Here is a 26,029-nt window from a genome sequence, read left to right on the forward strand (position 1 = left end):
GGCGCTGAGGCCGCAGCCGCAAAGAAATAAAAAAGAGGAATGCCACGGCATTCCTCTTTTCGTTCCATCGGGCCATGTGGCGCGCGTCACTCCTGCATCAGGCGCAGGTCGATCGGCGTTTTGCTCGGTTCGCCGCCCACTTCACGCGTCAGGCGCGGCACCAGATAACCGGACACCTTGCTCAGCAGCGCCTGCATGATGACGCGCGCTTCATCGTCGCTGACCATGAAGTGCGCCGCGCCCTGCACCTTGTCCAGCACGTGGATGTAATAGGGCAGGATGCCGGCGTCGAACAGCGCGTTGCTGAGCGCCGCCAGCGTATCGGCATCGTCGTTGACGTCGCGCAGCAGCACGCTTTGGTTGAGCAGCGTGACGCCGGCGAGGCGCAGCTGCGCCATGGCGCTTTGCAGGTCGCGGTCAATTTCGTTGGCGTGGTTGATGTGCGTGACCATCAGCACCTGCAGGCGCGAGGCCGACAGCAGTCGGCACAGCGCCGGCGTGATGCGAGCCGGGATCACCACCGGCAGACGGGTGTGAATGCGCAGGCGTTTCAGGTGCGGGATGGCCTCCAGCTCGCCGACCAGCCATTCCAGCTCGCTGTCCTTGGCCATCAGCGGATCGCCGCCGGAAAAAATGATCTCGTCCAGTTCCGGATGTTGGCGGATATAATCCAGCGCCTGCCGCCAGTTGTTCTTGTTGCCCTGATTATCCTGATAGGGGAAGTGGCGGCGGAAGCAGTAACGGCAGTTGACCGCACAGCCGCCCTTGACCAGCAGCAGTGCACGATTGCGGTATTTGTGCAGCAGGCCCGGCACCACGCTGCGTTGCTCATCGAGCGGATCAGTGGTGAACCCTGGGGCGTTGATGAACTCCTCTCTGGCGGTCAGCACCTGGCGCAGCAGCGGGTCGTTGGCATCGCCGGGGCGCATGCGCGCAGCGAAGGCGCGCGGCACGCGCAGGGCAAACAGCCGGCGGGCATCGCGCCCCTGCGGCAGTTCCGGGTGCGTATTCAGTGACAAAAGCTGCAGTAATTCATCAGGATCGGTAATAACATCGGCGAGTTGATGCAACCAATCTTCTCTATGTGCCGTACTTTGGGTTATAATGTGTGCCATTTTTTTGGCTAAGCTACCAGTTCAAATATTCAGAGGGCCATCATGGCGACTTATTCTAGCAACGATTTCCGTCCGGGTCTTAAAATCATGTTCGAGGGCGAACCTTACGCCGTCGAAGCCAGTGAGTTCGTTAAGCCGGGCAAAGGCCAGGCGTTCGCGCGCGTGAAAATGCGTCGTCTGCTGACCGGCACCCGCGTGGAAAAAACCTTCAAGTCTACCGATTCTTGCGAAGGCGCAGACGTGATGGACACCAACATGAACTACCTGTACAGCGACGGTGAGTTCTACCACTTCATGCACCCTGAGTCTTTCGAACAGCATCAGGTTGACGGCAAAACCGTCGGCGACGCGGCCAAATGGCTGCAGGATAACGCAGAGTGCATCATCACCCTGTGGGATGGCCGTCCAATCGCCGTTCAGCCGCCGAACTTCATCGAAGCGGAAATCACCGATACCGATCCTGGCCTGAAAGGCGATACCGCAGGGACTGGCGGCAAGCCGGCTACCCTGAGCACCGGCGCCGTGGTAAAAGTGCCGTTGTTCGTCCAGATCGGCGAAGTGATCAAGGTTGACACTCGCTCTGGCGAATACGTCTCTCGCGTCAAGTAAGTTTCAAAACAGAGGAACCCCCGCGGTTCCTCTGTTTTATCCTATCCCCGTTCGTTGGCAGAAAATCCGCATGTTCAAGAAAACGTTGTTGGCCGTGCTCTCCCTGTTGTTCCTTTTCTCCCTCAGCAGTTGCAATACGTTTCGCGGTTTCGGCGAAGACGTTCAGCATCTCGGCGGCGCCATCTCCCGCACGGCCAGCTGATCCCGCCTTTAACCCGATGTATTTGCGCCACAAAGCCGGTCACGATCCCACACCCTCCGTCAATTTTGACTACGCTTAGAAAGCCGTACTTTTTCATCAACGACAAATAAGGACTTTCTTATGCTGAAGAAAAGTATTATCGCGATCTTCTCTTTGATGATTTTGAGCTCGCTGACCGCCTGCAATACCACCCGCGGTGTGGGTGAAGACATTCAGGCCGGCGGCAAGGCTATTCAGCGCAGCGCGGAATAATCCGTTCTCTACCCGGCGGCGTTCCGGCTGCGGAGAGCCGCCACATTTCTATCCCTTGCCTGAGCGTTAACGCTGCTGCTATCCTGCCGCAGTGCGGGTGAGGTTACCCGTCATGCGTCACCTCGCTAAACGGGACGACCCGTTTACGCGTCATTTTATCGGGGACGACCCCAGTGGTAGGGAGGCCGTCTCATGGCCTGGATTATTCTGCTTATCGCCGGTTTGCTCGAAGTGGTTTGGGCTATCGGTCTGAAATACACCCACGGTTTTACCCGGCTGACGCCGAGCATCATCACCATTGCTGCGATGGTGGTCAGCATGTTGCTGTTGGCCAACGCCATGAAAACGCTGCCCGCCGGCACCGCCTATGCGGTGTGGACCGGCATCGGCGCGGTGGGCGCGGCCATCATGGGCATGGTGCTGTTGGGCGAATCGACCAATATCGCGCGCATCATCAGCCTGTGCCTGATCGTGGTCGGCATACTCGGGCTGAAGTTCAGCAGTCACTGATCGGCGGACTGTTGCACCCAGATCAGCTTGTCGGTGGCGAAACCGTAGCCTTTGGCCGTCTGCAATAAGCTGTCGCGTACGCTGGCGTCAAGCGTCGGCGTGCGCGACAGGATCCACAGATAGTCGCGGTTAGGGCCGCAAACCAGCGCGTAGCGATACGCCGGGTCCAGGGCAATCACGTTATAGCCGCCGTAGAAGGGGCCGAAGAACGACACTTTCAGCGCCGCGACCTGCGGTGAACCGATAAAGTAGGCTTTGCCTTCGCTTTCTTGCCATTGCTGTTTTTGCGCATTGAAGCCGCGATTGATGACTTTCAGCCCGCCGTCGGCGCGCGGGCTGTAATGGGCGGTCACCTGCTGCAAACCGCGTTCAAAACGATGATCCAGACGAGCGATCTCATACCAGGTGCCGAGATAGCGCTGGCTGTCGAAATTGTTCACGACCTTGATGTCTTTAGGCGGGGAGACGCTGCAGGCGACGGAGAGCAGGGCGGAAAGCATGACGCAAAGCTTTGACCATAAACGCATCGGTGGCTCCTGTTTACCGGGGGCGAGTAGACAGTGTAGCCGATGAGAAAAGGGCGGCCAACGGGCGTTGGCCACCCGAGCGGTTTACAGAGTGACGACGCCGATGACGGTGACGACGCTGAGGATTGCCGCCAGACCGTAGAACACCCACTTGCCGGCCGGCACGTGGATCTTCAGATCGTGCATCGCATGGTGGATGCGGTGCAGGCCGCACCACAGCGGCAGAATGATCATCAGCAGCAGGAACAGGCGGCCGATCAGGCTCTGGCAGAACGCCAGCACGCGCTCGTAACCCAGCGCTTCACCGGGGAACAGCCCCAGCGGCAGCAGAATGCCGACCAGCAGCACGATAGCCGGCGCGACGATCGCGCCCCACATGCCGCCAGCGCCGAACAATCCCCAGAAAACCGGCTCATCGGAGCGTTTAGGTGCTTGATTTATCATGTTTCCTCCGGATTAGAACAGGGCCACGGCCAGGATGACCACGCTGACGACGATCGTGACGGCCCACAGCCCTTTCACGATGGGGCCCGGTCCCATTTTCTCGCTGTTGACCACAATATTGGCGGCCTTCGGCGCCAGATCGAACCAGGTTTTGGTGTGCAGCGCCGCCGCCAGCAATGCGACGACGTTGATTAACAGCACCAGCGGATTCTGCAAGAAACCGACGAAGCCGGCCCAGCTCTCGGCGCCGCCCTTCAGCGCGAACACGCCGTAGAGCAGCACGATGCTGAACCAGACCGCCAGCACCGAGGTGCCTTCGCGCAGCATGTAGAAACGGTAGAAGCCGAGCTTTTGCCACCAGGTGGGCGTCATGGTGCGCACATAGGGCTTACGTTGAGTTGTCATGGCAATTTTCTCCCTTATTGCGGCTTCAGCATGGCGATCATGAAGTCCTTGGCGCTCTCCACCTTGCCTTGCTGGATAGCGGCGGCGGGATCGACGTGTTTCGGACAGACTTCGGAGCAATAGCCGACGAAGGTGCAGCTCCAGACGCCGTTTTGGCCGTTGAGCTGCGGCATGCGCTGTTTCTTGCCGTGGTCGCGGTTGTCCAGGTTATAACGGTGCGCCAGCGTGATCGCCGCCGGGCCGATAAACTCGGGGTTGAGGCCGAACTGCGGGCATGCCGCGTAGCACAGGCCGCAGTTGATGCAGCCGGAGAACTGGTGGTATTTGGCCATCTGCGCCGGCGTCTGCACGTTTGGGCCATCCTCCGGTTTGCGATCGTTGCCGATGATGTACGGTTTGATCGCCTCCAGGCTTTCGATGAAGTGGGTCATGTCGACCACCAGATCGCGCTCGATCGGGAAGTTGCCCAGCGCTTCAACCTTCATGCCGCCGACGTAGTCGCGCAGGAAGGTTTTGCACGCCAACTTCGGCACGCGGTTGACCATCATGCCGCAGGAGCCGCAGATCGCCATGCGGCAAGACCAGCGGTAGGAGAGGTCCGGCGCCAGGTTATCCTTGATGTAGCCCAGTGCATCGAGCAACGAGGTCTGTTCGTCGTAAGGCACGGCGTAAGTGACGAAATGCGGCTCGGCGTCGCTTTCCGGGTTATAGCGCATGACGTCGATCTTCAGGGTTTGCATCTCAGCCATTTGCCTGCTCCTTATTCTTTTTCTCCTGCGCTTCGGCTTCTGCGCCGTAGACGCGTTTGGCCGGCGGCAGCTTGGTAATTTTCACGTCGCTGTATTCGAGACGCGGCGCGCCCTGCGGGTTATGGAACGCCAGCGTATGCTTGAGGAAGTTGACGTCGTCACGCTCGGTGCAGCCTTCGTCCAGGCGCTGGTGGGCGCCGCGCGACTCTTTGCGGTTAAACGCGGAGTGCGCCATGCATTCGGCGACGTCCAGGCCATAGCCCAGCTCGATGGTGTACAGCAGATCGGTATTGAAGACGCTGGTGTTGTCGGTGATGTTGACGCGCTTGAAACGCTCTTTCAGCTCGGCCAGCTTATCGATGGTTTTTTGCATCAGCTCCGGCGTGCGGTAAATGCCGCAGCCTTCTTCCATCGACAGCCCCATTTCGTCGCGGATCTTCGCCCAGTTTTCGTTGCCTTCCTGCTTCATCAGGTTGCTCAGGCGGGTTTCGACGTCGCGGGTTTGCGCATCCAGCGCGCTGCCGTTGGCCGGCGCGGTCTCGAGCGCGCGGCGCGCGGCGTGTTCACCGGCGACGCGGCCGAACACCACCAGTTCCGCCAGCGAGTTGGAGCCGAGGCGGTTGGCGCCGTGCAGGCCGACGGAGGAGCACTCGCCGACCGCGAACAGCCCCTTGATGCGGGTTTCACAGTTCTGGTCGGTTTCAATGCCGCCCATGGTGTAGTGCGCGGTAGGGCGCACCGGGATCGGATCTTTCACCGGATCGACGCCGACGTAGGCCTTGGCCAGTTCGCAGATGAACGGCAGCCGCTCCAGCAGCTTTTTCTCGCCCAGGTGGCGCAGATCGAGGTAGACCACGTCGCCGCGTGGGGTGGCGATGGTGCGGCCGGCGCGCCATTCATGCCAGAAGGCCTGGGACACTTTATCGCGCGGGCCCAGCTCCATGTATTTGTTCTTCGGCTCGCCCAGCGGGGTTTCCGGACCCATGCCGTAGTCTTGCAGGTAACGGTAGCCGTCTTTGTTCACCAGGATGCCACCTTCGCCGCGACAGCCCTCGGTCATCAGGATGCCGGAACCGGGCAGGCCGGTCGGATGATACTGCACGAACTCCATGTCGCGCAGCGGTACGCCGTGGTGGAACGCCATGCCCATGCCGTCGCCGGTAACGATGCCCCCGTTGGTGTTGTAGCGATAAACGCGCCCGGCGCCGCCGGTGGCCATCACCACCGCGTTGGCGCGGATCTGCACGCGGGTGCCTTCCATCATGTTGAGCGCCACCAGGCCGCGCGCCTGGCCGTCATCCACCAGGATATCCAGCACGAAGTGCTCGTCGAAGCGTTGGATCTGCGGGTATTTCAGCGAGGTTTGGAACAGGGTGTGCAGCATGTGGAAGCCGGTCTTGTCGGCGGCGAACCAGGTGCGTTCGATCTTCATGCCGCCGAAGCGCCGCACGTTGACCGACCCGTCCGGTTTGCGGCTCCACGGGCAGCCCCATTGCTCAAGCTGGGTCATCTCGCGCGGGCACTGATGCACGAAGTGATCGACCACGTCCTGTTCGCACAGCCAGTCGCCGCCGGCGACGGTGTCGTGGAAATGGTAGTCGAAGGTATCGTGATCCTGGGTGACGGCGGCGGAGCCCCCCTCGGCGGCGACCGTGTGGCTGCGCATCGGGTAGACCTTAGAGATCAGCGCGATTTTCAGTTGGGGATTGGCTTCCGCTGCGGCTATTGCTGCACGTAAACCAGCGCCCCCGGCCCCAATAATGGCAAGATCGGCGTTAAAGGTTTGCACTGCATTCCTCCAATGTTCTTATTAAGAACGGCAAGTTAAATATCTATGCTTAAAATTTAGCGAACTCTTCGGGTGCTAACTAATTGAACCGATTAATGTTGCTTAAAGGTTAAGGATAGATATCTCCCACCAATAATGGGGAATTAACTATACCTAAAGTTAAGTAGTCGAAATTTGATGTGATCGATTGTTTTGTCGATTAACGCTCGACCAACAGGCTTGCCTGCCTTTTCGCGTGTTCGGCGTGCTTTACCCTTTTTAACGCGCTTTTGCCGCCTATTTATCGGAAATTGGCGTTATGGCCGGTTATGTATCGTGAAGAATTTGTTTGGCTGCAAGGATGCGAGTAGACTGCATCCCCTGTTTGATTTCGGAGTTAATTACCATGAGCGAAACGGCAAGCTGGCAGCCTAGTGCACCCATCGCCAATTTGTTGAAACGCGCAGCGATTCTGGCTGAGATCCGGCGTTTCTTCGCCGATCGTGGCGTGCTGGAAGTTGAGACGCCCACTATGAGCCAGGCGACGGTCACCGACGTTCACCTGTTCCCGTTCGAGACGCGTTTCGTCGGGCCGGGGGCGGCAGAGGGCCTGACGCTATACATGATGACCAGCCCGGAATATCACATGAAGCGCCTGTTGGCGGCGGGCAGCGGCCCGATCTACCAAATGGGGCGCAGCTTCCGCAATGAAGAAGCCGGGCGGCATCACAACCCGGAATTCACCATGCTGGAGTGGTACCGTCCGCACTACGACATGTACCGCCTGATGAACGAGGTGGACGATCTGCTGCAACAGGTGCTGGACTGCGAGAGCGCGGAGACCCTGTCCTATCAGCAGGCGTTCCTGCGCCATCTGGACATCGATCCGCTGTCGGCGGAGAAGGCGCAGCTGCGTGAAGCGGCAGCCAAACTCGATCTGAGCAACATCGCCGATACCGAAGAAGATCGCGATACGCTGCTGCAGCTGCTGTTTACCGTGGGCGTGGAGCCGCATATCGGCCGTGAAAAGCCGGCGTTCGTGTACCACTTCCCGGCCAGCCAGGCGGCGCTGGCGGAGATCAGCACCGAAGACCATCGCGTGGCGGAGCGTTTTGAGGTGTACTTCAAGGGCATCGAGCTGGCGAACGGTTTCCGCGAGCTGACCGACGGCCGTGAACAGCAGCAGCGTTTCGAGCAGGACAACCGCAAGCGCGCGGAGCGCGGCCTGCCGCAGCAGCCGATCGACTACAACCTGTTGGCGGCGTTGCAGCACGGCATGCCGGAATGTTCCGGCGTGGCGCTGGGCGTGGATCGCCTGGTGATGCTGGCGCTGGGCGCCAAGAGCCTGAGCGACGTGTTGGCCTTCCCGGTCGGGATCGCCTGAGTTTCAGGCGGTGAGAAAAGCAAAAAGGGTCGGCATTTGCCGACCCTTTTTTTATCGCGAGAACCGCTTACAGGCCCCCGGCGTCGCGCTTGGTGTTCGGTGCCGGCGTGGACGGCGGCGTGCGGCCGTTATTGGTCAGCCGCGACAGCGTCTCGGTGCGCACCTGGAACGGCGGGTACGGCAGCGTAATGCCGTGCTCGCGGTAGCCCGCCAGGATCAGCTGGTGGATCTCGTGGCGCAGCGGCATACGGTGGCCCATCTCGGCAGCGTAAATACGCATCTCGAAGATCTGGATACCTTGCTGCAGATCGACCAGGTAAACCTCCGGCGCCGGATTATCCAGCACCAGCGCGCAGCGCTCGGCGGCGTTCATCAGGATCTTGGTCACCTCTTCGCTGTTGGCTTCACCCGGCGCCGGTACGGTCAGCACCACACGGGTCAGGTTATCCGACAACGACCAGTTGACGAATTGCTCGGTGATGAAGGCTTTGTTCGGCACGATGATCTCTTTGCGGTCCCAGTCCGAGATGGTGGTGGCGCGGGTGTTGATCTTGGTGACGGTGCCGGTCAGGTTGCGGATCGTCACGGTGTCGCCGATGCGGATCGGTTTCTCGAACAGGATGATCAGGCCGGAGATGAAGTTGGAGAAGATCTCCTGCATGCCGAAGCCCAATCCCAGACTGAGCGCGGTAACTACCCACTGCAGTTTCGACCATTCGATGCCGATCCAGGCGAAGCTGAGCACCGCGCCGAACACCAGCAGCAGGTACTTGGTGATGGTGGTAATGGCGTAGCCGGTGCCCGGCGTCAGATCCAGGTGCTGCAGCACTGCCAACTCCAGCAGCGCCGGCAGGTTGCGCACCAGCTGCATGGTGATGATCAACACCAGAATGGCGATCAGAACCGCGCCGAGAGTGATTGGATGGGCGGTTTCCACGCCGTTCACCGTCGAGGTCACGTCCCACAGCGAGATGTTTTCCAGGAAGGCGAACGCGGAGTGGATCTCCGACCACAGCACGATCACCGACACCAGCGCGATCAGCGTCAGGATCGAGCGCACCAGCCGCAGCGACTGGGCGCTGATGGTGTCCAGATCGAAGTCCGAATCGTCCGGATCGATGGCGCCTTCAGTGCTGTTCGGGGTATGCGAGGTTTCGTCTTCGCCGCGGGCGCGCTGGGCCAGGATGTCGGCGCGGCGCTGTTTGGCGCGATCGAAGGCGATGCGCCGCCGTTGGATCAGCATCCAGCGGCGGATGATGTGGTAGATGACCAGCAGCAGGAACCAGATCGCCACCGAGGTTTCCAGGCGCGCCAACAGCGCCTGCGCGGTGGTGAGGTAACCGACGGTCGAGGCCAGTGCCGCCAACAGCGGCGCCGACAGCAGCAGCCCCCAGAAGGCGCTGTTGAGCATGTTGTCGCCGGAGCCGTTTTTATCCAGATACAGCGGGATACCGGCGCGCTTCAGGCTGTGGGTGACCAGCGCTAGCGCCAGACACAGCAGGATGAAGCACAGCCGTCCCAGCGTGTTGGCGAACTCGCGTTCTTTCAGGCTATCGAAAGTGATCAGCGCCATGATCAGCGGCACGATCAGCCAGATCGACATCTTGTAGTAGCGCATGGCGCGCGAAACCTGCTTCGCCGGCCAGCGGAAGTGCACGATGAACAGCCCCTGAGGGTGGGCGAAGGCGGCGCAGATCATGCAGATCCACAGGATCGGCAGCGTGGCGGTCACCCCTTTGCCGATCGCTTCCGCCACCGGGTAGTTCCAGGCGCTCTGCAGGCCGTAACCGAGCGCGGCCCACAGCACTGGCAGCGGCATCGCCACCAGAATCGACCAGAATACGGTGCGCACCGTCAGGAAGAATTCGTCCTGCGTCACCTTGCCGACGCGGCTGCTGGCGCGCTCGAGGAAGGCGTGATAGTGCTTGCGCGAACTGATGCTGAAAATCACCAGCAGCAGGGCGCCGAAGATCGGGATCAGCGTTTCGCGGCTGGTCACCATCATCATGAAGGCGCCGCCGAGCTGCGACAGCGTGTCCAGCGACAGGACGCGGGTCAGATCGTGCGCCACGTTGAGCGGGTAGGAAAAGTTGATCGGATTAACGTCCGGCACCCAGAACAGATAGCGGTGGGTGGCGTCGCGGATCTCGTTCAACGCTTCGATCAGCTGGGTGTTGGCCACCTTCAGCTTGGTCAGCTCGAGGATTTGGGTGTCGCAACCGGACAGCAACGAGTTGAGCAGTTCGCGCTGGGTGCGCAGCTGAGCATCGACGATGCGCTGCTCCTGGTTGGTCAGCGCGCTGCCGTCGTCGCGTTTGAATTCGCGCTGCGACAGTTTTTCCAGTTGATTTTCAAACTGCAGGCGCTGCACGCGCAGCTGGGCCATGTCGCCGTCCAGCTGTTGCGGCTTGGGCATTTCCGGCAGCGTTGCCACCTGGGCGCGCAGGGTTTCCCCTAACGCCGACGACGAGCCGAGCCACTGGGCCTGTTCGATAATGGTGCTCAGCGCCTGGCGCACCTGCAGCGTCTGCGCCGCCGCCTGCCGCTGCTGCGATGAAATCAGATCCATGCGCTGCGCCTGGCTGTTCAGCGCGGCGGACAGTTCGCGGTTGATCTGCAGCTGTTGGCTGAGGCTTTTTGGCAAGTCGCCGTTCTGCTCGGCCAGCTGCTCGGTTTTTTCCAGCGCCAGTTCCGCTTCGCGTTGGCGCTGGGCGTTGAGGTTGTTGCGCAGCGCCTGCAGCTGAACGTCTATTTTCTCGTGGCGCTTTTTATAGACCTCGGCGCGCATGCGCGCCAGCTCCTGACGGTTGTTGGCCGACAGCTGCGCCAGCTCCAGCTCGTCCACTTTGGCTTTGCGCGCCGCGGCTTCGGTCTGCAGCAGGGCCAGGGCGGCCTGCGCGTACGGGGTGGTCGGGTTGGCGGGCTGCGCCTGCAGACGGCGCTGCACTTCGGTCAGCGCGCGGCGGGCGTCGGTCTGCTGCTGCGGCAACTGGCCGAGCGAATCGCTGATTTCCCGCGTGCGATCCTGCTCTTGCTGCAGCAGGCGCGCCTGTTCCAGCAGCAGGCTGCTGGTTTGCAGAATCTGCTGTTCCAGCTCGGCGGCCGGCAGATCGTCGCCGTTCGGCAGGATCTTGTTGCTTTCCAGCACCAGCTGACGGCGCAGCTCCTGCGTCATCTTCGGGAAATCGTCGATCACCCTCTGATACTGCTCGGAGCGAGTCTGCGACTCTTTACGCTCCGTCAGCCAGTTGAGGGCGCTTTGCAGCGCCTCGGTGGTTTCCGCCTGATTCGGCGCGTTTTTGCTGCTTTCCGCCTGCTTCAGCTCCTGTTTGAGCTGGTTCTCGGTCGGCACGGGGGCGGCCAGCGCCGGTTGCCACAGCAGGCAACCGAGCAAAAGCGTGATGATCAGGCGCACGGCGTCGATTCCTTTAGAGCGGGGTCTGTGGTGTTTCAGCGGCGGCCGGGATTTCGGCGAAGGCCTCACCCATGCGGGTGACGGTGCCGTTATGCAGCTGCGGCGCAAACTGCACGCTGCCTGCGGTAAACAGGTTGATCACCGTGGAGCCGAGTTTGAAACGGCCCATCTCGGCGCCTTTTTCCAGCGCGATGGCGCCTTCTTCGCCGGCGGCCGGGTAGGTCCAGCGTTTGATGATGCCTTCGCGCGGCGGCGTGACGGTGCCGGCCCAGATGGTTTCGATGCTGCCGACGATGGTGGCGCCGACCAGGATTTGCACCATCGGCCCGATGTCAGTGTCGAATACGCAGATCACGCGCTCGTTGCGAGCGAACAGGTTAGGCACGTTGGCGGCGGTGAGCGGGTTGACCGAGAACAGATCGCCCGGCACATAGATCATTTCGCGCAGTACGCCGGCGCACGGCATGTGTACGCGGTGATAGTCGCGCGGTGCCAGGTAGGTAGTGGCGAACAGGCCGTTGCGGAACGGCTCGGCCAACAGGTAGTTGCCGGCCAGCAGTGCTTCCAGGCTGTAGTGGTGGCCTTTGGCCTGGAAGATTTGATCCTCGCGGATCGGGCCGAGCTGGCTGATGGCGCCATCGGCAGGCAGCGCCAGCCAGTTGGCGTCGGCGATGATCGGGCGCGCGCCATCGCGCAGCGGGCGCACGAAGAAGTCGTTGAAGGTGGCGTAAGACGTCAGGTCCGGGTTTTGCGCTTCCTGCATGTCCACGCGGTAGTAGCGGGCGAAGGTTTTGACCACCAGTTGGGTCAGCCAGCCTGCCTGTTTGTCGGCGCCCCAGCCCGCCAGGCGGGTCAGCGCCAGCTTCGGTAGCCAATATTGCAGTTTAATCTTGATGCTATCCAGCACGTTAACCTCGTGAATCAGGGTAAAGGGCGCGCATTGTAACGAGGGCCTCGCCGTCGTCAATGCTCGCCCGTCAGTGTCAGTCTGCGGCGTCCGTGAAGTTCTTGCGAACCTTCACCTGAGCCATGCTTTCCAGAATGCGGTGATAGTTGTCGAAACGCTCTTCCGCGATATCGCCTTTCTCCATCGCCGCGCGGATGGCGCAGCCGGGATCGGTATCGTGGCGGCAGTCGCGGAATTTGCAACCGCCTAAATAATCACGGAATTCGACAAAGCCGCGGGTGATTTGTTCCGGCTCCAGGTGCCACAGGCCAAACTCGCGCACCCCCGGGGAGTCGATCACGTCGCCACCGTGCTGGAAATGGTACAGCCGCGCGGCGGTGGTGGTATGTTGCCCGAGGCCCGAGACGTCGGAAACCTGATTTACCAGAATTTGCTCTTCAGACGGCGGCAGCAGCGCGTTCAGCAGGCTGGACTTGCCGACTCCCGACTGGCCGGCGAAGATGCTGATGCGCCCGGCGAGCGCCTGTTCGAATTCCGCCATGCCTTCCCGCGTCTGGCTGGAGACTTCCAGCACCCGGTAGCCAATCTTGCGATAGATATCCATCATGCCGTCGACCAGCTTGCGCGCTTCGGCGTCCAGCAGGTCAATTTTGTTGAGCACGATCAGCGGCTCGACTTCGAGCGTTTCGCAGGCCACCAGATAGCGGTCGATGATGTTCAGCGACAGCTCGGGCAGGATCGCTGACACGATGACGATCTGATTGATATTGGCGGCGATCGGTTTCACGCCGTCGTAGAAGTCCGGGCGCGTCAGCACCGAGGTGCGCTCGTGCACCGCTTCCACAATGCCTTTTACCCCTTCATGGGTGCCCAGGCCGGGGCGCCACACCACGCGATCGCCGGTGACCAGCGAACGCAGCGTGCGGCGGATATTGCAGCGGTGCTGAGTGCCATCCGGCGCCTCAACGTCGGCGTGCATGCCGAAACGGCTGATGACGACGCCTTCCTGCGGCTCGCCCAGCTGGGAATCATCCGGTTCCGGTTTGTTATCAGCGCGTTTCAGACGGCGCTGATGGTTCGCCTGCACGCGGCGTTGCTGACCTTTGGACAGTTTGTTCTTACTCACTGCGCCTCACTTGAATCGGTTTTATACCTTTACGTATACGCACAGCTGCGGCGAGGGACTAGCCCCGGGCGCAGCCTTGAACCCGTCAGGGTATATGTCGCCGATGGCGACCAAAAAGACTATGATACACGCTATTTTATATTAAATAACCGTTGTTAGCCGCCGGCTGCGGCGCGTTGCCACCGGCGGCGCCCGTCGTCTCGTCCGCACAGCGTTTTTCTCTCGGCTTTTAGGCAGGAAACATCATGACAGGAAACGAAAATAACCTGATTTGGATCGATTTGGAGATGACCGGGCTGGATCCCGAGCGTGACCGCATTATTGAGATCGCCACGCTGGTCACCGACGCCAACCTGAACATCCTGGCGGAAGGGCCGGTGATCGCCGTGCACCAATCCGACGAGCAGCTGGCCTTGATGGACGAGTGGAACGTGCGCACCCATACCGGCAGCGGGCTGGTGGAGCGGGTGAAAGCCAGCCGCCAGGACGATCGCGCCGCTGAGCTGGAAACGATAGCCTTCCTGCAGCAGTGGGTACCGGCCGGCAAATCGCCGATCTGCGGCAACAGCGTGGGCCAGGATCGCCGTTTCTTGTTCCGTTATATGCCGGAGCTGGAGGCCTACTTCCATTACCGCTATCTGGACGTCAGCACGCTGAAGGAGCTGGCGCGCCGTTGGAAGCCTGAAATTCTCGGCGGCTTTAAGAAGCAGGGCACCCATCAGGCGCTGGATGACATCCGCGAATCGGTGGCCGAACTGGCTTATTACCGCGAACATTTCATTCAGCTTTAAGGCGATGACGGCCCCTGCGGGGAAAAAACGCCGTTTTTAGCCGCTTAATTCGCCAATCTGGCGCTTTAATCGGCAATCAAACAAAAATCGCGTTTTTTTGCTTTCAGGGGCTTGCGACAAAAAGGATTTCTCGTATAATGCGCACCCCGTACCGATGAAGAATTTCGTAACGTTCCACCATCGATACGCCGGGCGGGAATAGCTCAGTTGGTAGAGCACGACCTTGCCAAGGTCGGGGTCGCGAGTTCGAGTCTCGTTTCCCGCTCCAAATTCAACAATGTCGCGATGCGGCATGATGAATAAATAAAGCAGTATCAAGCAGTACCTATGCGACGCGGGAATAGCTCAGTTGGTAGAGCGCAACCTTGCCAAGGTTGAGGTCGCGAGTTCGAGCCTCGTTTCCCGCTCCAAAAATTCAAAGGTCACGCCAGTGTTTGGTGGCCGGATGCCAAAAGCATCTCAATGCGGGAATAGCTCAGTTGGTAGAGCACGACCTTGCCAAGGTCGGGGTCGCGAGTTCGAGTCTCGTTTCCCGCTCCAATTTTCTCTTCGTTTTAAACTCAAATCCAACGCCTTATTCGGCGCGGGTTTTTGTCCCGTTTTACACGCCAGGTAAAAATGTTGTAAACAGAGTTATCCACAGCCTCTGTACATAAACTCGCCTGCCTGAAAAATCAACGTCATACAAATTAAATATTTATCTATTTGATTTATATGTTTATTTATTTATCCCAAAACGTTATGCCGATCACTTGCTCTTTTTGTTGCATTTGAAAGACAACGTGTTTTTATTTTTATGCACAAATCCACAGAGTGAGTCTTCCGGCGATAGGCCCGAATGGCGCACGCCGTCAGGCGTCCCTTGGCAAACCTTTTTCCACAGCCCGTATCAGCCGCTTTTTCTGCGCCGTCTGCACCTCGATACCCTGCGCTTCGCGGCGAGCGAGCTGTTGCGCCAGCGCCCAGTGGATATGTTCATCCAGCATGGCGTCTTGGCCCAAACGCGTGCGCAGTGCGAGCACGATGCTGTCTTCGTAGGGCGCATTGCCCAGCGCCACGGCGATATTGCGCAGCCAGCGCAGGTGGCCGATGCGGCGTATCGCCGAGCCTTCGGTGATGCGCAGGAATTTTTCTTCCGTCCAGTTGAACAGATCGAGCAGCTGCGGCGCATGCAGCGCGGCGCGGGGGCTGAAATCGTCTTCGTCGGTGAGCTGAGAAAAGCGGTTCCACGGGCAAATCAGCTGGCAGTCGTCGCAGCCGTAGATGCGGTTGCCGAGCAGCGGACGGAATTCTTCCGGGATCGCGCCTTCCAGCTCGATGGTCAGGTAGGAGATGCAGCGCCGGGCATCGACGGTGTAGGGCGCGACGATGGCGCCGGTCGGGCAGGTGGTGATGCAGGCAACGCAGCGGCCGCACTGCTCTTCCTGCGGCTGATCCACCGGCAATGGCAGGTCGATCAGCAGTTCGCCGAGGAAAAACCACGACCCGGCTTCACGGTTGAGAATTAGTGAGTGTTTACCAACCCAGCCAATGCCCGCTTTGGCGGCCAGCGCGCGCTCCATCACCGGCGCAGAATCGACAAAGGGGCGAAAATTCAACTCGCCGCAGTATTCCTGGATCTGATCGCCCAGCTTTTTCAGACGCTGGCGCAACAGCTTGTGATAGTCGCGCCCCAGCGCGTAGCGGCTGACGTAGCCCAGTTGCGGGTTCTGCAGGGTGCTGGCAAACGCCGCCTTGGCCGGCAGGTAGTTCATGCGCACGCTGATCACCCGCAGCGTGCCCGGCAACAGCTCGTGAGGGCGCGCGCGCAACATGCCGTGGCGCGCCATCCATTCCATCTCGCCGTGGTACTGCTTGTCGAGCCAGGCCTGCAGCTTCGGCTCTTCCAGGCTCAGATCGGTATCGCAGATGCCAACCTGCTGGAATCCTAGCGATTGCCCCCATTGCTTGATATGTTGGGCGAGTTGATGGAGATCGAGGGGGTGCGTCATGACGGGCCACAGTGAAAAAGCATACGCTGACAGTTTACCACACTCTGTCTGGCCTGCGGATTGGATCCGTCGCTCGGAACCCGCGGCGGCGGCCTCGCTCGGTCTTTCTCTTTACGATTTAATGCTGCGCGCCGGTCAGGCGGCCTACGTTCTGGCGCGCGACACTTATCCCTCCTGCAACCACTGGCTGGTGCTCTGTGGCCACGGCAACAACGGCGGCGACGGCTATGTGGTGGCGCGTTTGGCGAAGGCGGCGGGCGTGCAGGTGACGGTGATCGCCTGCGAAGGCGCACGCCCTTTGCCGCCGGAGGCCGCAGCGGCCCGCGAGGCCTCCGCCTGCGAAGGCGCACGCCCTTTGCCGCCGGAGGCCGCAGCGGCCCGCGAGGCCTGGCTGGCTGCCGGCGGCGACATTCTGCCGGCGAACAGCCGCTGGCCGGCGTCTGTTTCGCTCATCATTGATGGCCTGCTAGGCACCGGCCTGGGCAGCGCGCCGCGTGCGCCCTACGACGCGCTGATCGAGGCCGTCAACCGCCATTCGGCGCCGGTGGTGGCGCTCGATATCCCGTCCGGCCTGCTGGCGGAAAGTGGCGCGACGCCGGGTCCGGTCGTGCGTGCCGCGCACACCATCACGTTCATTGGCCTCAAGCCGGGTTTGCTGACCGGGCAGGCGCGCGACTGGGTCGGGCAACTTCATCAGAATACGCTAGGCTTATCGGATTGGCTGGCGAAGCAACCGGAACAGATTCAGCGGCTTACCGCCGAGGCGTTGCCGCGCTGGCTGCATCCGCGGCGCCCCTGCGCCCATAAGGGCGAGCATGGCCGTCTGCTGCTGGTGGGCGGCGACCGCGGATTCGGCGGCGCCATTCGCATGGCGGCGGAAGCGGCGCTGCGCAGCGGGGCTGGATTGGTGCGAGTGCTTACTCACATTGAGCACGTCGCGCCGCTGCTGGCGGCCAGGCCGGAGTTAATGGCGCAGGCGCTGGACGAGACGACGCTTCGGCAGGCGATGCAATGGGCGGATGTGCTGGTGATCGGTCCGGGGCTTGGCCAGGCTGAGTGGGGCAAAAATGCCTTGAACGTGCTGCAAACCAGCGATAAACCGGCCTTGTGGGACGCCGATGCGCTGAACTTGCTGGCATTAAATCCCGAGAAACGGCAGAATCGCGTGATGACTCCGCATCCTGGAGAGGCTGCGCGGCTGTTGAGCTGCAGCACTGTCGACATCGAGAGTGATCGCTTACTTGCCGTGCGTAAGCTGACGGCACGCTACGGCGGCGTGGCGGTGCTAAAAGGCGCCGGTACGCTGATCGCCGATGAGCAGGGGCAGATGGCGATCGCCGACGTCGGCAACGCCGGCATGGCCTCCGGCGGCATGGGCGATGTGCTGTCGGGCATCATCGGCGGTTTGCTGGCGCAAAAGCTCTCGCTGTATGATGCCGCCTGTGCGGGCTGCGTCGTACACGGCGCGGCCGGCGATCGCGTAGCGGAAAGACAAGGAACAAGAGGCATGTTGGCGACCGATTTACTGCCGGACATCCTTCATTTCGTTAACCCTGAGTGGGCAAAATAGACTTTATCGAATGAAAGAACTCGTTTTACCTCTGCCGGACGAGGCAGCGACTGTCGCTTTGGGCACCACTTTGGCCAAGGCCTGCGATCGCGCCAGCGTCATCTATCTCTACGGCGACCTGGGCGCCGGTAAAACCACCTTCAGCCGTGGTTTCCTGCAGGCGTTGGGGCATCAGGGCAACGTCAAAAGCCCAACCTACACGCTGGTGGAACCCTATGCCTTGCAGCCGCTGGCGGTGTATCACTTCGATCTGTATCGCCTGGCCGATCCGGAAGAGCTTGAATTTATGGGCATTCGCGATTACTTCGCGCAAGACGCCATCTGCCTGGTCGAATGGCCGCAGCAGGGCACTGGCGTGCTGCCGGAGCCGGATCTGGCGCTGCACCTCAGCTATCAGGGCGAGGGGCGAGAGGCGAAGATCGAGGCGATTTCCGCATACGGCAGCCAGCTGTTAGACCGCATTCATGGATCACAGGGATGATGCTGCAATGACGCATGTGTTGAAAAAATTTGCGGTCATCATGCTGATCGCCGTGCTGGGGCCGCTCGGCGCGTTGAACGTGCTGGCGGCGTCCTCGCTGTCCGATATCAAAGTGTCCAACGCCCAACGCGAAGCGACGGTGTCGGTGAGCTTCAATGGTCCACCGGACTACGCGTTTTTCCCGCTTCACGGCCCGGAGCGCGTGGTGCTTGACGTCAACCAGAAAGGCAAGGTCGGCGGCCTGCCGCTCAATTTCAGCGGCCAAAACCTGGTGAAGAGCATTCGCTCCAGCGCGCCGAAAGACGCTCAGAGCGTGCGTTTGGTGTTTGATCTGACGCAGCACGCCAAAACCCGCGTCGCCACCCGCCAGAACGGCGGCGTGCACACCGTAGTGTTCACTATCACGGCCGAAGGCAGTGCCAATACCGTAGTGCGTAAAGCGCCGGTTGCGGTCAATCCACCGCCGCGTCAGGCACCCGTCACGGTCAGCCAGCCACCGCGCCAGGCGCCGGTGGCGGTGCGTGAAGCGCCGGAGCCGCCGCTGCGCAAAGCGCCGACGGGATCGAATCCCTTTACCCATAAACAGACCGTGGTTGCAGGCACCGCCACCGAGGTGACGCCGCGCAGTAGCCGCGTTTCCGCCGGTTCCGGCGATCGGGTGGTGGTAGCGATCGACGCCGGCCACGGCGGCCAGGATCCGGGCGCCATTGGCCCGAGCGGACTGAAAGAAAAGAACGTCACCATCGCCATCGCGCGCCGCCTGCAGGCGATGCTGGACGCCGATCCGCAGTTTAAACCGGTGCTGACGCGTAACGGTGACTATTTTATTTCGGTGATGGGACGTTCCGACGTTGCGCGTAAACAGGGCGCCAACGTACTGGTCTCCATCCACGCCGACGCCGCGCCAAACCGCAGCGCCAGCGGGGCTTCCGTCTGGGTGCTGTCCAATCGCCGCGCCAACAGCGAAATGGCCGGCTGGCTCGAACAGCATGAGAAGCAGTCTGAGTTGCTCGGCGGCGCCGGCGATTTGCTGGCCAACAGCCAGGCCGATCCTTATCTGAGCCAGGCGGTGCTGGACCTGCAGTTCGGCCACTCGCAGCGCGTCGGGTACGATGTGGCGGTGAAGGTGCTGCAGCAGCTGCAGAGCGTCGGATCGTTGCATAAACGCCGGCCGGAACACGCCAGCCTGGGTGTATTGCGTTCGCCGGATATTCCCTCGCTGCTGGTGGAAACCGGATTTATCAGTAATAGCACGGAGGAGCGGCTGCTGGGCAGTAGCGCGTATCAGGAGAAGATTGCCAAGGCTATTCATAACGGCCTGCGCAGCTACTTCCTGGCGCATCCGCTGCAAGCCGACCCAAAGGTGGAAAACCGACCGCTGGACGTCGCAGCGGCGGTTAACACCTCAACACCAGACGTGCGCCAGCCGGAGCCTATCGTGAGCTCGGCCGGCGCGAGCCGCAGCGTAAGCGGCAAGACTCAGATCCATGTGGTGAAACGGGCGGAGACGCTGTCCGGCATCGCCGACAGCTACGGCACGACCATGGCGGCGCTGCGGGATCTGAACAAACTGAAAAAAGACGGCGTGTGGGTCGGGCAACGTCTGAAGGTGCCGGCGGGGAAAACCGCCGCCGTCACCGCCGTCGCCAAGGCGAAAACGCCGGCGAAGAAGCCGTCTAAACATAAAGTGGCCCGCGGGGACACGCTGTCCTCTATCGCTTCTCGTTATGGGGTCAGCGTCGGCGATCTGAAACGGGTCAATAATCTGAAGTCGGACGTCGCGCCGCTGGACCGGACGCTGACCATTCCGCAGGCCTAGCGCCACCGCTACAGGAGTCAGCATGCCTATCCAGGTGTTACCGCCACAGCTCGCCAACCAGATCGCCGCCGGAGAGGTGGTTGAACGCCCCGCGTCGGTCGTCAAAGAGCTGGTGGAAAACAGTCTGGACGCCGGTGCGACGCGCATCGATATCGATATCGAACGCGGCGGTGCCAAGCTGATCCGCATTCGCGATAACGGCTGCGGCATCGGCAAGGACGATTTGGCGCTGGCGCTGGCGCGGCACGCTACCAGTAAAATCAGCACGCTCGATGACCTGGAAGCGATCGTCAGCCTCGGTTTTCGCGGCGAAGCGCTGGCCAGTATCAGCTCGGTTTCCCGTTTGACCCTGACGTCGCGCACCGCCGAACAAAGCGAGGCGTGGCAAGCCTATGCCGAAGGGCGCGAGCAGGCGGTGACGGTCAAACCCGCCGCGCACCCGGTCGGCAGCACGCTGGAAGTGCTGGATCTGTTTTACAACACGCCGGCGCGCCGCAAGTTCATGCGTACCGAGAAAACCGAATTCGGCCATATCGATGAAGTGGTGCGGCGCATCGCGCTGGCGCGTTTCGATGTGGCGATCAACCTCAGCCACAACGGCAAACTGATCCGCCAATACCGGGCGGCGAAAGAAGAGAGCCAGCACGAACGCCGTTTGGGCAGCATCTGCGGCCCGGCGTTTTTACAGCATGCGCTGAACATCGACTGGCAACACGGCGATCTGAGCATCCGCGGCTGGGTGGCGGATCCGGCGGGGGCGCGCCAGCTGGGTGAGATGCAATACTGCTACGTCAATTGCCGCATGATGCGCGATCGCTTGATCAATCACGCGATTCGTCAGGCCTATCAGGATCAGCTAAAAGACGATCAGCAGCCCGCTTACGTGCTGTATCTGGAAGTCGACCCGCACCAGGTGGACGTCAACGTTCATCCCGCCAAACACGAGGTGCGTTTCCATCAGGCGCGGCTGGTACACGATTTTATCTACCAGGCGGTGACCACCGTGCTGCAACAGGCCAGTCAGACACCGTCGCTGCCGCTGGCGGAAACGCCCGACGAAGCGCCCGCGCCGGTCTGGCAGCAGGAAAACCGCGTCGCCGCCGGCGGCAACCATTTTTCTCAGCCGGCGCCGCGTCGCGAAACGCCGTCATCGGCCGGCGCCGTCCGCGAGCGCGCGCCGCAGCCCGGTTGGCAAACGGCGGGCGGTTACCAGAAACGCGAAGGCGAGCTGTACGGCAAACTGATGAAGCCCGCCACCGAGCCACCGGCCGATGCGGCGCCGGAAGTTTCGAGCAAGCCGCCGCTGTTCCCGCCGGCGAAAGCCGCCGTGGAAACGCCGTTGGCGAGCGGACAACACAGCTTTGGCCGGGTGCTGATGATCCATCCGCCGTGCTACGCGCTGATTGAACAGCGCCAGCAGCCGGCGTTGCTCAATCTGACGGTGGCCGAACGCTGGCTGCGCCAGGCGCAGCTCAATCCGCCGACGGAAGGGCTGCGGCCGCAACCGCTGCTGATACCGATCAAGCTGACGTTGGATAAGAACGAAGCGGCGGCCATTGCACGGCATCAGGCGCTGCTGACGATGATGGGGCTGGATCTGCAGACGGATCACGGCCGTGTGACGCTGCGCGCAGTGCCTTTACCATTACGCCAACAAAATTTACAAAAACTGATACCCGAACTGTTAGGCTATCTGGCCGAACATCAGGAGATGTCGCCCGCGGTGCTGGCCACCTGGCTCGCTCGCCGTCTTGGCAGCGAACATGAACAGTGGAACACCTCGCAAGCGATACAATTGCTGACCGACGTTGAACGACTTTGCCCGCAGCTGGTCAAATCGCCACCGAGCGGACTTTTACAACCCGTTGATTTACAGGCCGCACTGGCGGCCCTCAAGCATGACTAACACTGAAATGACACCACGTCCCCCGGCTATTTTCATCATGGGGCCGACCGCCTCAGGCAAGACCGCGCTGGCGATCGCGCTGCGCGAACGCCTGCCGGTGGAACTGATCAGCGTCGATTCCGCGCTGATTTACCGCGGCATGGATATCGGCACCGCCAAGCCGAGCGCCGAAGAATTGGCGCAGGCGCCGCATCGGCTGATCGATATTCGCGATCCCGCCGAAGCTTACTCGGCCGCGGAGTTCCGCGCCGACGCGCTGAAGGAGATGGCCGATATCACCGCCGCCGGGCGCATTCCGCTGCTGGTCGGCGGCACCATGTTGTATTTCAAGGCGTTGCTGGAAGGATTGTCGCCGCTGCCCTCCGCCGATCCCGCGGTGCGCGAGCGCATCGAACGCCAAGCGGCGGTGCAGGGCTGGGAGGCGCTGCACCGTCAGTTGCAGGCGATCGATCCGGTCGCGGCAGTGAGAATTCATCCGAATGATCCGCAGAGACTGTCCAGAGCACTGGAAGTTTTTTTTATTTCGGGTAAAACTTTAACGGAACTGACTCAAATTTCGGGTGAATCGTTACCGTATCAAGTTCACCAATTTGCGATAGCGCCGACCAGCCGTGAGTTGATCCATCAACGCATCGAGCTGCGGTACCATCAAATGTTGGCGGCGGGTTTTGAGACGGAAGCGCGTGCACTTTTCGCACGGGGTGATTTGCATACGGACTTGCCCTCCATTCGCTGTGTCGGTTACCGCCAGATGTGGTCATACTTGTCTGGTGAAATTAGTTACGATGAGATGGTTTATCGTGGTATTTGCGCAACACGTCAGTTGGCTAAACGTCAGATGACCTGGTTACGGGGTTGGGAGTCGGTCCATTGGTTGGACAGTGAAAAGCCGGGAGAGGCTTTGGACTCGGTGACACAGGTTGTTAGTGCATAGGTTGGGTGATTGTGTACAATTGCTGAGTATTCAGCGCGCAAATTTTTTACGTCGTTTATTTTAGAGCCGACAGGTTCTTAGTTACAAACAACAAGCAAATAAGGAAAAGATAGAATGGCTAAGGGGCAATCTTTGCAAGATCCGTTCCTGAACGCATTGCGTCGTGAACGTGTTCCGGTTTCTATTTATTTGGTGAATGGTATTAAGCTGCAAGGCCAGATTGAGTCTTTTGACCAGTTTGTCATCCTGTTGAAGAACACGGTTAGCCAGATGGTGTACAAGCACGCTATCTCTACCGTCGTCCCGTCACGCCCGGTTTCGCATCACAGCAACAACCCGAGCGGCGGTTCAAGCAACTATCACCATGGCAACAATCCGTCTGCGCAGCAACAGCCGCAGCAGGAAAGCGATGACGCTGAATAAAGCGCGTTGCAAGTCAACCATGACGGGGAGCATAAGCAGCCGCGGGCTGTTTATGTCCCCCAAACTCACGGTGAGTGTCCGTTTGAGAGGTTGCACGCTTGTTTGACCGTTATGAAGCCGGTGAGCAGGCCGTACTGGTTCATATCTATTTCTCGCAAGACAAAGATACGGAAGACCTCAACGAGTTCGAATCGTTGGTTTCCTCAGCCGGTGTCGAAGCTTTGCAAGTGGTGACTGGTAGCCGCAAAGCCCCGCATCCGAAGTACTTTGTCGGCGAAGGAAAGGCCGAAGAAATTGCAGATGCGGTGAAAGCCAGCGGCGCGTCTGTTGTCCTGTTTGATCATTCCCTTTCCCCGGCGCAGGAAAGAAACCTCGAGCGCCTGTGCGAATGCCGGGTGATCGATCGCACCGGGCTGATTTTAGACATCTTCGCCCAGCGTGCCCGCACCCATGAAGGTAAGCTGCAGGTGGAGCTGGCGCAGTTGCGTCACATCGCCACGCGTCTGGTACGCGGTTGGACGCACCTGGAGCGGCAAAAAGGGGGGATTGGCCTGCGCGGGCCGGGGGAAACCCAGCTTGAGACCGACCGTCGCCTGTTGCGCGATCGCATCAGCTTGATTCTGCGCCGCCTCGAGCGGGTAGAAAAGCAGCGTGAACAAGGCCGACGCGCGCGGACCCGTGCCGATGTGCCGACCGTATCGCTGGTGGGCTACACCAACGCCGGCAAATCCACCCTGTTTAACCGAATAACGTCTGCCGAGGTGTATGCGGCGGACCAGCTATTTGCCACCCTGGATCCTACGTTGCGGCGCATTGACGTGCCGGACGTGGGGGATACCGTGTTGGCGGATACCGTAGGCTTTATCCGGCACCTGCCGCACGATCTGGTGGCCGCCTTCAAGGCGACGCTGCAGGAAACGCGCCAGGCGTCTTTGCTACTGCACGTCATCGATGCCGCAGATCCGCGCGTCGATGAGAACATCGAAGCGGTGAACACCGTGCTGGCGGAGATAGACTCGGATGAAATTCCTACACTGTTAGTGATGAACAAAATAGATATGCTGGACGATTTTGTGCCGCGTATCGACCGCAACGACGAAAACCTGCCGATCCGGGTGTGGCTGTCCGCCGCCAGCGGAGAGGGTATTCCGTTGCTGTATCAGGCGTTGACGGAGCGCTTATCGGGGGAGATCGCGCATTACGAATTGCGCTTACCGCCACGGGCAGGCCGTCTTCGCAGCCGTTTTTACCAGCTTCAGGCGATTGAAAAAGAGTGGAACGAAGAGGACGGCAGCATTGGCGTGGTGGTGCGAATGCCGATCGTCGAATGGCGTCGTCTCTGCAAGCAAGAACAGGACCTGATTGACTTTATCGTATGATCATATCCTGTTACATTTATGCTTCGCGAAAGCCTGAAGTACCCAATCACAGAATATGGAGCTAAAACATGGCGTGGAATCAGCCCGGTAATAACGGACAGGACCGCGACCCGTGGGGGAGCAGCAATAATAATGGCGGCAACTCTGGCGGTAACAACAAAGGCGGTCGTGATCAAGGGCCACCTGATTTGGACGATATCTTCCGCAAACTGAGCAAGAAATTGAGCGGTTTCGGCGGGGGCAAAGGCTCCAACAGCAATAGCGGCGGTACCGGCACCTCTGGTCCGGGCTTCAGCGGCCGCATTATCGGTATCGCGGCGGTTGCCGTGGTGGTGATCTGGGCCGCCAGCGGCTTCTACACCATCAAGGAAGCCGAACGCGGCGTTGTGACGCGTTTCGGTAAGTTCAGCCACCTGGTGCAGCCGGGCCTGAACTGGAAGCCGACCTTCATCGATGACGTGCGTCCGGTGAACGTGGAGTCCGTGCGCGAGCTGGCGGCGTCCGGCGTGATGCTGACCTCCGATGAAAACGTGGTGCGCGTGGAAATGAACGTGCAGTACCGCGTGACCAACCCGGAAGCGTACCTGTTCAGCGTCGTCAATGCCGACGACAGCCTGAGCCAGGCGACCGACAGCGCCCTGCGCGGCGTGATCGGCAAATACTCGATGGACCGCATCCTGACCGAAGGCCGTACCGTGGTGCGTAACGATACGCAGCGCATGTTGGAAGAGACTATTCGTCCTTACAACATGGGTATCACGTTGCTGGACGTCAACTTCCAGGCGGCGCGTCCACCGGAAGAGGTGAAGGCGTCGTTCGACGATGCGATCGCTGCGCGTGAGAACGAGCAGCAATACATCCGTGAAGCGGAAGCTTACGCCAACGAAGTTCAGCCGCGTGCGAACGGCCAGGCGCAGCGTCTGCTGGAAGACTCCAAGGCTTATAAAGACCGTACCGTCCTGGAAGCTCAGGGTGAGGTGGCGCGCTTTGCCAAGCTGTTGCCGGAATACAAGTCCGCACCGCAGATTACTCGCGAGCGTCTGTATATCGAAACCATGGAAAAAGTGCTGGGCCATACCCGTAAGGTGTTGGTGAGCGACAAAGGCAACAACCTGATGGTGCTGCCGCTGGATCAGATGCTGCGCGGTCAAGGCGCGGCAACGGAGAGCGGCAACAAGGATACCAGCCTGATTCGCCTCAATCCGAATCCTGCGCCGGCTGCCAACAGCAGCGCTCCGCGTACCAGCGGCGGTTCGATTATGGATCAGCGCCGGGCGAATGCGCAGCGTGACGACACCACTCGCGTAGGGAGAGAGTAATCA

24 protein-coding genes and 3 tRNA genes are annotated in these 26,029 nt (G+C 60.5%); 17 read left to right on the forward strand and 10 right to left on the reverse strand.

The features are described 5' to 3' along the window. Nucleotides 1–86: 86 nt before the first annotated feature. Nucleotides 87–1,115, reverse strand: coding sequence for an EF-P beta-lysylation protein EpmB (gene epmB / locus QMZ29_RS21685; RefSeq protein ID WP_049205239.1), 1,029 nt, complete (start codon nucleotides 1,113–1,115; stop codon nucleotides 87–89). A gap of 42 nt (nucleotides 1,116–1,157) precedes the next feature. Here epmB and efp point away from each other — a divergent pair, with 42 nt between their 5' ends. The 4 genes from efp to sugE all read left to right on the forward strand — a co-directional run bounded on the left by efp (nucleotide 1,158) and on the right by sugE (nucleotide 2,688). Further along, the gene (gene efp, locus QMZ29_RS21690) at nucleotides 1,158–1,724 is read left to right on the forward strand and encodes an elongation factor P (protein ID WP_004929666.1); all 567 of its coding nucleotides are present in this window, start codon (nucleotides 1,158–1,160) and stop codon (nucleotides 1,722–1,724) included. A gap of 70 nt (nucleotides 1,725–1,794) precedes the next feature. Further along, entirely contained in the window at nucleotides 1,795–1,926 is a 132-nt protein-coding gene (locus QMZ29_RS21695) for an entericidin A/B family lipoprotein (protein ID WP_004929667.1), read from the forward strand. Between the two features lie 120 nt (nucleotides 1,927–2,046). Then, nucleotides 2,047–2,178 carry an entericidin A/B family lipoprotein gene (locus QMZ29_RS21700; protein ID WP_004929668.1) on the forward strand — a complete coding sequence of 44 codons (132 nt, stop codon included), beginning with the start codon at nucleotides 2,047–2,049 and terminating at the stop codon, nucleotides 2,176–2,178. A 192-nt stretch (nucleotides 2,179–2,370) separates the two neighbouring features. Further along, nucleotides 2,371–2,688, forward strand: a complete 318-nt coding sequence (gene sugE, locus QMZ29_RS21705; RefSeq protein WP_004929669.1) for a quaternary ammonium compound efflux SMR transporter SugE — start codon at nucleotides 2,371–2,373, stop codon at nucleotides 2,686–2,688. Here sugE and blc read toward each other — a convergent pair. The 5 genes from blc to frdA form a co-directional block, all read right to left on the reverse strand. Continuing rightward, nucleotides 2,682–3,215, reverse strand: a complete 534-nt coding sequence (gene blc / locus QMZ29_RS21710) for an outer membrane lipoprotein Blc (RefSeq protein ID WP_148123060.1) — start codon at nucleotides 3,213–3,215, stop codon at nucleotides 2,682–2,684. The two genes, sugE and blc, sit on opposite strands and share 7 nt — an antisense overlap. 84 nt (nucleotides 3,216–3,299) lie before the next feature. Further along, entirely contained in the window at nucleotides 3,300–3,659 is a 360-nt protein-coding gene (gene frdD, locus QMZ29_RS21715; protein ID WP_004929672.1) for a fumarate reductase subunit FrdD, read from the reverse strand. 12 nt (nucleotides 3,660–3,671) lie between these two features. Further along, nucleotides 3,672–4,064 carry a fumarate reductase subunit FrdC gene (frdC, locus tag QMZ29_RS21720; RefSeq protein ID WP_025305010.1) on the reverse strand — a complete coding sequence of 131 codons (393 nt, stop codon included), beginning with the start codon at nucleotides 4,062–4,064 and terminating at the stop codon, nucleotides 3,672–3,674. A 14-nt stretch (nucleotides 4,065–4,078) separates the two neighbouring features. Beyond that, the gene (locus QMZ29_RS21725; RefSeq protein WP_004929676.1) at nucleotides 4,079–4,813 is read right to left on the reverse strand and encodes a succinate dehydrogenase/fumarate reductase iron-sulfur subunit; all 735 of its coding nucleotides are present in this window, start codon (nucleotides 4,811–4,813) and stop codon (nucleotides 4,079–4,081) included. Then, entirely contained in the window at nucleotides 4,806–6,602 is a 1,797-nt protein-coding gene (frdA, locus tag QMZ29_RS21730) for a fumarate reductase (quinol) flavoprotein subunit (RefSeq protein ID WP_167324740.1), read from the reverse strand. The genes QMZ29_RS21725 and frdA overlap by 8 nt, the downstream gene beginning before the upstream one ends. A gap of 385 nt (nucleotides 6,603–6,987) precedes the next feature. On the opposite strand from frdA, the gene epmA reads away from it, so the two are divergent. Beyond that, entirely contained in the window at nucleotides 6,988–7,965 is a 978-nt protein-coding gene (gene epmA / locus QMZ29_RS21735) for an elongation factor P--(R)-beta-lysine ligase (protein ID WP_261425401.1), read from the forward strand. A 67-nt stretch (nucleotides 7,966–8,032) separates the two neighbouring features. Here epmA and mscM read toward each other — a convergent pair whose 3' ends face one another. The 3 genes from mscM to rsgA all read right to left on the reverse strand — a co-directional run bounded on the left by mscM (nucleotide 8,033) and on the right by rsgA (nucleotide 13,413). Further along, complete coding sequence (mscM, locus tag QMZ29_RS21740) at nucleotides 8,033–11,380, reverse strand: miniconductance mechanosensitive channel MscM (protein ID WP_197769214.1); 3,348 nt, start codon at nucleotides 11,378–11,380, stop codon at nucleotides 8,033–8,035. Nucleotides 11,381–11,393: 13 nt separating this feature from the next. Next, nucleotides 11,394–12,287: an archaetidylserine decarboxylase gene (gene asd / locus QMZ29_RS21745; protein WP_025305014.1), complete on the reverse strand. Its 894-nt coding sequence runs from the start codon at nucleotides 12,285–12,287 to the stop codon at nucleotides 11,394–11,396. A 76-nt stretch (nucleotides 12,288–12,363) separates the two neighbouring features. After that, a complete protein-coding gene (gene rsgA, locus QMZ29_RS21750; protein ID WP_004929686.1) occupies nucleotides 12,364–13,413 on the reverse strand; it encodes a small ribosomal subunit biogenesis GTPase RsgA in 1,050 nt (349 codons plus the stop codon). 245 nt (nucleotides 13,414–13,658) lie between these two features. Here rsgA and orn point away from each other — a divergent pair, with 245 nt between their 5' ends. The 4 genes from orn to QMZ29_RS21770 all read left to right on the forward strand — a co-directional run bounded on the left by orn (nucleotide 13,659) and on the right by QMZ29_RS21770 (nucleotide 14,744). After that, complete coding sequence (gene orn, locus QMZ29_RS21755; protein ID WP_004929689.1) at nucleotides 13,659–14,204, forward strand: oligoribonuclease; 546 nt, start codon at nucleotides 13,659–13,661, stop codon at nucleotides 14,202–14,204. A 192-nt stretch (nucleotides 14,205–14,396) separates the two neighbouring features. Then, a tRNA-Gly gene (locus QMZ29_RS21760) sits at nucleotides 14,397–14,472 on the forward strand. 66 nt (nucleotides 14,473–14,538) lie between these two features. Next, nucleotides 14,539–14,614, forward strand: a tRNA-Gly gene (locus tag QMZ29_RS21765). Nucleotides 14,615–14,668: 54 nt separating this feature from the next. Then, nucleotides 14,669–14,744, forward strand: a tRNA-Gly gene (locus QMZ29_RS21770). 311 nt (nucleotides 14,745–15,055) lie between these two features. Here the strand turns inward: QMZ29_RS21770 and queG are convergent. Beyond that, nucleotides 15,056–16,195: a tRNA epoxyqueuosine(34) reductase QueG gene (queG, locus tag QMZ29_RS21775; RefSeq protein WP_025305015.1), complete on the reverse strand. Its 1,140-nt coding sequence runs from the start codon at nucleotides 16,193–16,195 to the stop codon at nucleotides 15,056–15,058. On the opposite strand from queG, the gene nnr reads away from it, so the two are divergent. The 8 genes from nnr to hflK all read left to right on the forward strand — a co-directional run bounded on the left by nnr (nucleotide 16,194) and on the right by hflK (nucleotide 26,026). Then, complete coding sequence (gene nnr, locus QMZ29_RS21780) at nucleotides 16,194–17,765, forward strand: bifunctional ADP-dependent NAD(P)H-hydrate dehydratase/NAD(P)H-hydrate epimerase (protein ID WP_282981140.1); 1,572 nt, start codon at nucleotides 16,194–16,196, stop codon at nucleotides 17,763–17,765. The genes queG and nnr overlap by 2 nt on opposite strands. Before the next feature lie 10 nt (nucleotides 17,766–17,775). Next, nucleotides 17,776–18,246: a tRNA (adenosine(37)-N6)-threonylcarbamoyltransferase complex ATPase subunit type 1 TsaE gene (gene tsaE, locus QMZ29_RS21785; protein WP_025305017.1), complete on the forward strand. Its 471-nt coding sequence runs from the start codon at nucleotides 17,776–17,778 to the stop codon at nucleotides 18,244–18,246. A gap of 7 nt (nucleotides 18,247–18,253) precedes the next feature. Continuing rightward, nucleotides 18,254–20,065, forward strand: a complete 1,812-nt coding sequence (amiB, locus tag QMZ29_RS21790; RefSeq protein ID WP_261425393.1) for an N-acetylmuramoyl-L-alanine amidase AmiB — start codon at nucleotides 18,254–18,256, stop codon at nucleotides 20,063–20,065. A 22-nt stretch (nucleotides 20,066–20,087) separates the two neighbouring features. Further along, a complete protein-coding gene (gene mutL, locus QMZ29_RS21795; protein WP_261425392.1) occupies nucleotides 20,088–21,971 on the forward strand; it encodes a DNA mismatch repair endonuclease MutL in 1,884 nt (627 codons plus the stop codon). Continuing rightward, on the forward strand, nucleotides 21,964–22,905 hold the full coding sequence (miaA, locus tag QMZ29_RS21800; protein WP_261425391.1) for a tRNA (adenosine(37)-N6)-dimethylallyltransferase MiaA: 942 nt from the start codon (nucleotides 21,964–21,966) through the stop codon (nucleotides 22,903–22,905). Before mutL ends, miaA begins: the two co-directional genes overlap by 8 nt. Before the next feature lie 114 nt (nucleotides 22,906–23,019). Beyond that, entirely contained in the window at nucleotides 23,020–23,328 is a 309-nt protein-coding gene (gene hfq / locus QMZ29_RS21805; RefSeq protein WP_004933678.1) for an RNA chaperone Hfq, read from the forward strand. A 98-nt stretch (nucleotides 23,329–23,426) separates the two neighbouring features. Then, the gene (gene hflX, locus QMZ29_RS21810; protein WP_004933675.1) at nucleotides 23,427–24,707 is read left to right on the forward strand and encodes a ribosome rescue GTPase HflX; all 1,281 of its coding nucleotides are present in this window, start codon (nucleotides 23,427–23,429) and stop codon (nucleotides 24,705–24,707) included. Between the two features lie 68 nt (nucleotides 24,708–24,775). Further along, nucleotides 24,776–26,026 (forward strand): FtsH protease activity modulator HflK, encoded by a 1,251-nt coding sequence (gene hflK / locus QMZ29_RS21815; RefSeq protein WP_025305021.1) that lies wholly within the window; start codon nucleotides 24,776–24,778, stop codon nucleotides 26,024–26,026. Nucleotides 26,027–26,029: the final 3 nt, after the last annotated feature.

Origin of the sequence: Serratia sp. PF-27 (assembly GCF_030053255.1) — a bacterium.
In the GTDB taxonomy this organism is placed as follows: Bacteria; Pseudomonadota; Gammaproteobacteria; order Enterobacterales; family Enterobacteriaceae; genus Serratia; species Serratia bockelmannii.